At 56.8% G+C, this 7,391-nt stretch carries 7 protein-coding genes; 3 read left to right on the top strand and 4 right to left on the bottom strand.

Annotated features, from left to right (window positions below; genetic code table 11):
- Positions 1-420: 420 nt before the first annotated feature.
- Entirely contained in the window at positions 421-1,392 is a 972-nt protein-coding gene (locus tag QZ302_RS07430; protein ID WP_294594104.1) for an ROK family protein, read from the top strand.
- A gap of 62 nt (positions 1,393-1,454) precedes the next feature.
- Here the strand turns inward: QZ302_RS07430 and QZ302_RS07425 are convergent, their stop codons facing one another.
- From QZ302_RS07425 to QZ302_RS07415, 3 genes are all read right to left on the bottom strand, one after another.
- Entirely contained in the window at positions 1,455-2,018 is a 564-nt protein-coding gene (locus QZ302_RS07425; RefSeq protein WP_294594102.1) for a hypothetical protein, read from the bottom strand.
- The gene (locus tag QZ302_RS07420) at positions 2,002-3,105 is read right to left on the bottom strand and encodes a 6-bladed beta-propeller (protein WP_294594101.1); all 1,104 of its coding nucleotides are present in this window, start codon (positions 3,103-3,105) and stop codon (positions 2,002-2,004) included. The genes QZ302_RS07425 and QZ302_RS07420 overlap by 17 nt, the downstream gene beginning before the upstream one ends.
- A 109-nt stretch (positions 3,106-3,214) precedes the next feature.
- Complete coding sequence (locus tag QZ302_RS07415; protein ID WP_294594099.1) at positions 3,215-3,469, bottom strand: hypothetical protein; 255 nt, start codon at positions 3,467-3,469, stop codon at positions 3,215-3,217.
- Between the two features lie 264 nt (positions 3,470-3,733).
- Between QZ302_RS07415 and metG the strand changes: the two genes are divergently transcribed.
- Entirely contained in the window at positions 3,734-5,863 is a 2,130-nt protein-coding gene (gene metG / locus QZ302_RS07410; protein WP_294594106.1) for a methionine--tRNA ligase, read from the top strand.
- On the opposite strand, the gene QZ302_RS07405 is transcribed toward metG, so the two are convergent.
- The gene (locus tag QZ302_RS07405; RefSeq protein ID WP_294594097.1) at positions 5,815-6,363 is read right to left on the bottom strand and encodes a CvpA family protein; all 549 of its coding nucleotides are present in this window, start codon (positions 6,361-6,363) and stop codon (positions 5,815-5,817) included. The two genes, metG and QZ302_RS07405, sit on opposite strands and share 49 nt — an antisense overlap.
- A 43-nt stretch (positions 6,364-6,406) precedes the next feature.
- Here QZ302_RS07405 and QZ302_RS07400 point away from each other — a divergent pair, with 43 nt between their 5' ends.
- Positions 6,407-6,637: a hypothetical protein gene (locus QZ302_RS07400; RefSeq protein WP_294594095.1), complete on the top strand. Its 231-nt coding sequence runs from the start codon at positions 6,407-6,409 to the stop codon at positions 6,635-6,637.
- The last annotated feature ends 754 nt before the right edge of the window (positions 6,638-7,391 follow it).

Genomic DNA, 7,391 nt, shown 5'->3' with positions numbered 1-7,391 from the left:
GTCGCCCGCCGGGATTTCATCTCGATTTTGCTCACCGCAAAACGAGTGAAATCCCTCTTTAAGCGGGTGGGCGACAGAGTTCGCGCGCCTTGGGAAATCTTGTCAAAACACGCAAGCGAGTTTTGACGATTTCCCTCTCAAGGCGTGGCGCGCGGCTTAGTTTAAGGGTACCGTTCTTTTTCTGAAGAAAAAGAACCAAAAAGACTTTAGACAGATGCTTCGCATCCTCAAGCTGTCGACGGCCCTAATCTCTGTCCGCGCGTGGGCCCCAATTCTCTCGCGCTCCGCCGCACACCTCGACCGGCAATCCCCCTCCGCTTGCCACGGCCCTAAACAAAGAATTTTACCTCTCCCGAAGCGGCATTTCATAAAATATCCCTATATTTGGTATTCATAACGATTCTCAAAAAACCACATACCATGAAGCAATTAGCAGTAGGCATCGACATCGGGGGGACGAATTCCGTTTACGGCCTGGTAGACCGCGACGGAAACATGTACGGCGAAGGCGTCGTACCCACCAAGAAATTCCCCGATTTCGACCAGTATCTGGAAGAGCTCTACATCGGCATCCAGAGCCTGATGAAAAACCTCGACGGCGAGTTCGAAATCATCGGGATCGGGATCGGAGCGCCGAATGCCAACTACTACAACGGAACCATCGAATATGCCGCCAACCTGATCTGGGAAGGCGTCATCCCGTTCGTCGAAAAGATGAAACGGTACTACCCGACCATTCCGGTGCTGATTACCAACGACGCCAACGCAGCCGCCATCGGCGAGATGGTTTACGGGGCGGCGAAAGGGATGAAAGACTTTATCGTCGTGACCTTGGGGACGGGCCTCGGGAGCGGCTTCGTGGCCAACGGACAGTTAGTGTACGGACACGACAGCTTTGCCGGAGAACTCGGACACGTGATCGTCAACAAGACCGCCAGCGCGCGGGTGTGCGGATGCGGAAGGAAGGGGTGCCTGGAAACCTATGTGTCGGCGACGGGGATTAAGCGGACGGCGTTCAAATTGCTGGCGGATCATATCGAGGACAGCGAATTCCGGAACATCAGCTACAACGACCTGACCGCAGAGATGATCACCAAGGCGGCGCTGAATGGGGACAGGCTGGCGATCGAGGCGTATGAGTACACGGGGATGATTCTGGGGCAGGCGCTGGCCGATGCCGTGACGATCACTTCGCCGGAGGCGATCTTCCTTTTCGGCGGATTGGCGAAGGCAGGCAAATACATCTTCGAGCCGACCAAGAAGTACATGGAGATGCACATGCTCTCGAACTTCAGAAATAAGGTGAAACTGTTGCCGTCGGGGATCGACGGAAAGAACGCGGCGGTGCTGGGAGCTTCGGCCTTGATTTGGCAACAACTGGAACGGGAATAGATTTCATCGTAATGATGCAAAAGGAGGCTATGCTTCAACGCATAGCCTCCTTTTGCATCATATTATTTTACCTTCAGATCGGCGATCGTGCGTTTATAAAGTTCCCACATCTTCGCATTGCCCACCGGAGACCCCACGAGCATCACCCGATTCGCACTGTCCAGCAGAAACGTATGGAACACCGGATTCTGCGGCAGCTCCGGATTCGCAGCCTCGAACCCACTCGCCCGGTCGTAGAAAACCGGATGCGCAAACCGCATCCCGTAGAGCGTCATCTCCAACTCCCGTTCCGTCGTGTGGGCCGGATTCAGGATGAAAACGAACCGCACCGCGCTATCCTCCGCCAGCTCTTCGATCATCGGCCTCCACTGCATCAACTCTTTGAGTTTGCACGGCGTACACCCCTCCGCACTGTAATAGACCAGCACCTTAGCCACCACGCCCGAATCCTCCGGCACGAGAAGCGTATCGCGGCCATCAGCCCGAGCCACAAGACCCGCCGGAATCTCGACCCGTGTTCCGATCCACCGCCGGATATCCTGCGCCGCCCGGTTTCCCGGCCCGCCGCAGGCCACCAGTCCGACCGCCCATGCAGAGAGACTCAAAACGCTAATCTTCCAGTTCATAAATCATCAATATCGGATTTTCCAGCTTCCCATTCGCCTGCAACAACGAATCCATCTGAGGCGTCACCTTCATCCGCCCCATCCCCGCCAGCGCCTGCACCCGCTCCGGTATCAGCTGAAGCACCAGCCGACGGCTCTGATACTCCATCGGCACATAGCTCCAGAACTGCCCCTCGACCCCGTCTCCCACCGCTATCGACTCCACCTTCCGGGCCGTCCCGTCCGCTAAATCGATCAGAAAATAGTTGCCGAACGTCCCGATCAACAACCAATCGCCGACCTGACACGGTCGCGCCGCGTGAAAAACAACCCCCTCCTTGCTCGCCTTCAGAATCACATCGTAGTCGTCCAGTCCCTCCGTGTATCCGGCCGGCATATTCCCCGCCCCGAAGTCGAGCCGGAAGACCGCCCGCGGCTCCCCGTTCGTCCGATCGACGCGATAGACCCGGTTATCGAACGGCCGGCTGATCCACAGCACGCCGCTGTCCGCTGCCGTCAGAATCGCTCCCGCCGTCACCGCCGCCGGCCACTCCTCGAACGGAAGGAAATCCGCCCCGTCCGTCCCGTCTTCCGTCAGCCGGGTGACCGTATATCCCGAAGCCCCCCGATTTGCGGGCATTACGCCATAGACCCTGTCATCGGCACCCCCATACCCGATTCCCTCCAAAAAGCAATACCGACGCGCTATGGGCCGCTCTCCGAGAAAATCTCCGACCCGGTCGTAATACATCAATTTGTTCGGCTGGTCGGCATAGAACACCAGCGTATCCCCCGCCAACGCCACGCCGCTCAGCCGCACATACTCCCGCGGCCCCTTGCCGACCTGCCCCACCTGACGGATAAACTGTCCGGTGGTATCGAACAGATAGACGTAATTCTGTTTCCGGTCGAAAATCACATACCGGTCGCGCCAATCGAGCAACTGGCTGATACTGCCCAGCATTCTCCCGCGCAGCGTGACATACGAGGGATTCCGGAACAGTCGCCCGGCGGCCGTATCGGCCAAGGGCGTTTCGTCCATCGACAACCGAACCGTAGGCATCTGCGCCTCATCGGCATCCGACGCACGTGGGCCGCAACCTACCATCCCTATGACAAAAGAAACAGCTACGAATAAACAATTAAGAATCCGCATAATACAGTATAAATTTTGATTGGAAGGAAACATTACTATTCCCTTCCAATCTTTTTAGAATTTAGCAGCAGCTCAAGAAACCATCACCACCACATGTACATGTAACTTGTACAGCTCCCCCACCAAGATCGACTCCGTGTTTATTAACAAACTCATAGCCATCTTCCAAATCTTTTCCCAACGCCATTGCTTCGATATTGGAAAGAGTCAGATCAGAACTATTGGCATTCTCAGCAGAAAAATGAACCGCAGAGAACACGCCAGCGCTTAAAAAAAGCGTACCAATTGCCGCTATGAAAATGTGTTTCTTTTTCATGACTTTAATTTTTTAAAAGTTTTAAGAAATGATCCGACGTCAAAATCAATTCAAAGGCAAATATAAAATAAAACACACACAAAACAATAAGAGCCGCATTCGTTTTCACTAAAACGTTTAAGAACAAACAACAAACCCTTAAAGTGTTTAATTTTTAACATTTTCACATCGCCCTCCATAGCAACCACCCGAATTTACTATCGGACGAAGCATGAAAAGCGTTACATTTGTACATTCTATTCGGTGCAAAATAAACACCAGAACATACGATTATACCAGTCATTCGAGATGAAACAACCGAAACGATATTTAGTGACCTCCGCCCTGCCCTACGCCAACGGGCCCGTACACATCGGGCACCTCGCCGGCGTTTACGTACCCTCCGACATCTACGTCCGGTACCTGCGCGGCCGGGGCGAAGAGGTCATCTCCATCTGCGGTTCGGACGAGCACGGCGTGCCCATCACCATCAAAGCCAAGAAAGAGGGTGTTACCCCTCAGGACGTCGTGGACAAATACCACGGGATTATCAAAGACGCCTTCAAACGGTTCGGGATCAGCTTCGACATCTACTCCAGAACCAGCAGCCCGACCCACGCCCGCACCGCCTCGGACTTTTTCCGGAAGCTGTACGATCAGGGCGACTTTATCGAGCAGACCACCGAGCAATACTACGACCCCGAAGCCCGGCAGTTTCTGGCTGACCGGTACATCACCGGCACCTGTCCCAAGTGTCAGAGCGAAGGCGCATACGGCGACCAGTGCGAGAAGTGCGGTTCGACCCTCTCGCCGACCGAGCTCATCGACCCGAAATCTGCGATTACCGGAGCCACGCCGGTGCTGCGGGAGACCAAACACTGGTTCCTGCCGTTGGACCGGTACGAAACATTTTTGCGGCAGTGGATTTTGGAGCAGCACGCCGCAGCCGGCGAGGGAGAGACCTGGAAAACAAACGTCTACGGCCAGTGCAAAAGCTGGCTGGACGGAGGGCTGCTGCCTCGCGCCGTGAGCCGCGACTTGGACTGGGGGATACCCGTGCCGGTCGAAGGGGCGGAGGGAAAGGTTCTCTATGTGTGGTTCGACGCGCCGATAGGCTATATCTCGGCCACGAAGGAGCTGTTCGAGAACCGTGGCGATGCAGAGGGGTGGAAACCCTATTGGCAGGACGAGGACACCAAACTGGTGCACTTTATCGGCAAAGACAACATCGTCTTCCACTGCATCGTCTTCCCGTCGATGCTCAAGGCGCACGGCGAATTCATCTTGCCGGAAAACGTCCCCGCCAACGAATTCCTGAACCTCGAGAACGACAAGATCTCCACCTCGCGGAACTGGGCGGTGTGGCTGCACGAGTACCTCGACGAGTTCCCCGGAAAAGAGGATGTCTTGCGGTACGTCCTCTGCGCCAATGCGCCCGAGACCAAAGACAACGACTTCACCTGGCGCGACTTCCAGGCTCGGAACAACAATGAGTTGGTGGCGATTTTCGGCAACTTCGTGAACCGGGCACTGGTCTTGACCCACAAATATTTCGGCGGGCGCGTCCCGGCGATCGACCCGGCGACCGGACTGACCGACTACGACCGGGAGATCGTTGCACAACTGCCCGTGTTCAAGGAGGCCATCGAGCAGAATATCGAGAATTATCGGTTCCGCGAGGCGTTGAAAGAGATGATGAACCTCGCACGGCTGGGGAACAAGTATCTGGCGGATACGGAGCCGTGGAAAGTCGTCAAAACAGACGAAGCGCGCGTAGCGACCATCCTGAATATCGCCTTGCAGATCACCGCATCGCTGGCGATCGCCGCCGAACCGTTCCTGCCGTTCACGGCGGTCAAGTTGCGCGAGATGTTGCGCTTGCCGGCTTCGGAATTGAAGTGGGACAACATCGGCTGCCTGACCCTCCTGGAGCCGGGACACGAGTTGGGCCAAGCGGAACTGCTGTTCGAGAAGATCGAGGACGCGGTAGTCGAGGCACAGTTGGCCAAACTCGCCGCTACCAAAGCTGCGAATGCAGCGGCCAATGCGACGGTCGCTCCGGCAAAGGAAGAGACGGTACAGTTCGACGATTTCGCGAAAATGGACATCCGCGTCTCGAAAGTCATCGCAGCCGAACCGGTGCCGAAGACCAAAAAGTTGCTGAAACTGACGGTAGATACGGGATTGGATACGCGAACGATCGTTTCGGGGATCGCGGAGTATTTCACCGCGGAAGAGATGGTCGGGAAACAGGTACTGGTTTTGGTGAACCTCGCGCCGCGGGTGCTTAAGGGGATCGAGTCTCAGGGTATGATCCTGATGGCGGAGTCGCCGACGGGTGCCCTGTCGATCGTAGCGCCGACGGACTACGACTCGACAGCCGGAGAAGTACCGGCCGGTTCAGTGGTCGGATAGAGCTCGGCCGCAGCGGCCCTGACTCCGCCGACGATATAGGGGAAGACATACTCGCCGACCCCTTTCAACAACGAGTAACTACGGGCTTCGTTCGTCAACTGGTCGAACGAAGCCCGATTTTTTTCAGGCAAATAGGGCCGAAAAGCCTCCAACGCCATCACGGCCAACGCTGCCAGCAAAATTCCTTTCGCCACGGCGAACAGCGCTCCCAGCAGCCGCAGCGGCCCGGCCAATCCCCCGGTTTTGAGCAGACGGGTGACCAAGTGGCTGAGCAGGATGACGCAGATCATCACTCCGATCAGCACGAGCACGAAAAGCACTTCGGACGGCAACTCAGTCAAGTCGAGCCACTGTCCGATAGCCTGTGAAAACCGATAGGCGACCCATGCTCCGACCACCACACCGACAATCCCGCTCAGCTGGACGAGAATCCCGCTCCGTCCACCGCTCCAGGCGCACCAAACGAGGATAATACAAGCTATGATATCGATGATATTCATTCCTCAAAGAGATTGTTTCCGCCCGATTTAGCAACAGAGCGGCTTGTACGGATCGATACAGCGTCTTTTCGGCAAAATTCTCAGAAGGCCCGCCCCGGGCTTCCGCAACTTCAACTCGGGGGTGCTGACCCACACGGGCAATTTCGGATACAGTTGGTCTCGCACGATTTTCGACATTTATGCCCGGCTTCTGGATTTTTACGCGGTCTATCTCACCGCCACGAGTGCCAACTACCGTGCTTACGGTCTTCAGTTGCGTTGCCTCTCGGAATAAACGGGGCAAGAGAGCTTTAGACGGAACCGATTGGGGACTTAGAACCCGGGCTTGGGCCCGTTTTCCTATTCTGATTCTGCGGTTCGCGTGCCGTGCGGGCCGGACGCCCCTCTCGGGATGGACGCACAGCGTTTTCTGCTGACAGCCTCTACCCCCAAGACGGGCAACATCTCCCCTATTTTGAGTTGAATCCTGCGGTTCGTAGAACCGCGCGGGCCGGACGCCTCCCCTCGGGAGGCCCGCAACGTTCGCAAGCTCACTGCGAGCCCCCGGGCGCCCGCCCCGCCAAAACAATGCTCCATTCACTGGTCAAAGCTGCCAAGTTCAACCGACGACCCAAAAGGTCGCAAGAGCACAACCCATTCGTCCTCGGCGCGCCCCCCCACGCGCCGCTGATGCGTCGCCCTCGCCGAGGACGGCGGTTCAAAGAACCGCGCTACTCGCTCTCGCCCCAAAGCTCGGCCCAGCGCGGCGGGAAAACCGTTTTCGGTTTTCCCGCCCGAAGAACAATCGCAGCCCAAAGCAAAGCCCTATTCTCCGCCCCGTGTCAGCCTCACTGCGGCTCCGCTTGCGCTCCGCCGCGTTTTCGCGCGCCTGCGCGATTCATTCTATTTCGGCTCATCGCCGAAATAGTTGAATCGCTTCTTTAGGCGGGGCGCGCGTCTGTCCTACAGGAGGGTACTGCCCTCGGGCCGGGCAGGCCCCACGTCCCGTGGACGGGCGAAACTGCGTTTCGCTATGGCAGCCTCGGCCC

This window comes from uncultured Rikenella sp. (assembly GCF_910579375.1).
GTDB lineage: Bacteria > Bacteroidota > Bacteroidia > Bacteroidales > Rikenellaceae > Rikenella.
This window is presented reverse-complemented; position numbering and strand designations above follow the sequence as displayed.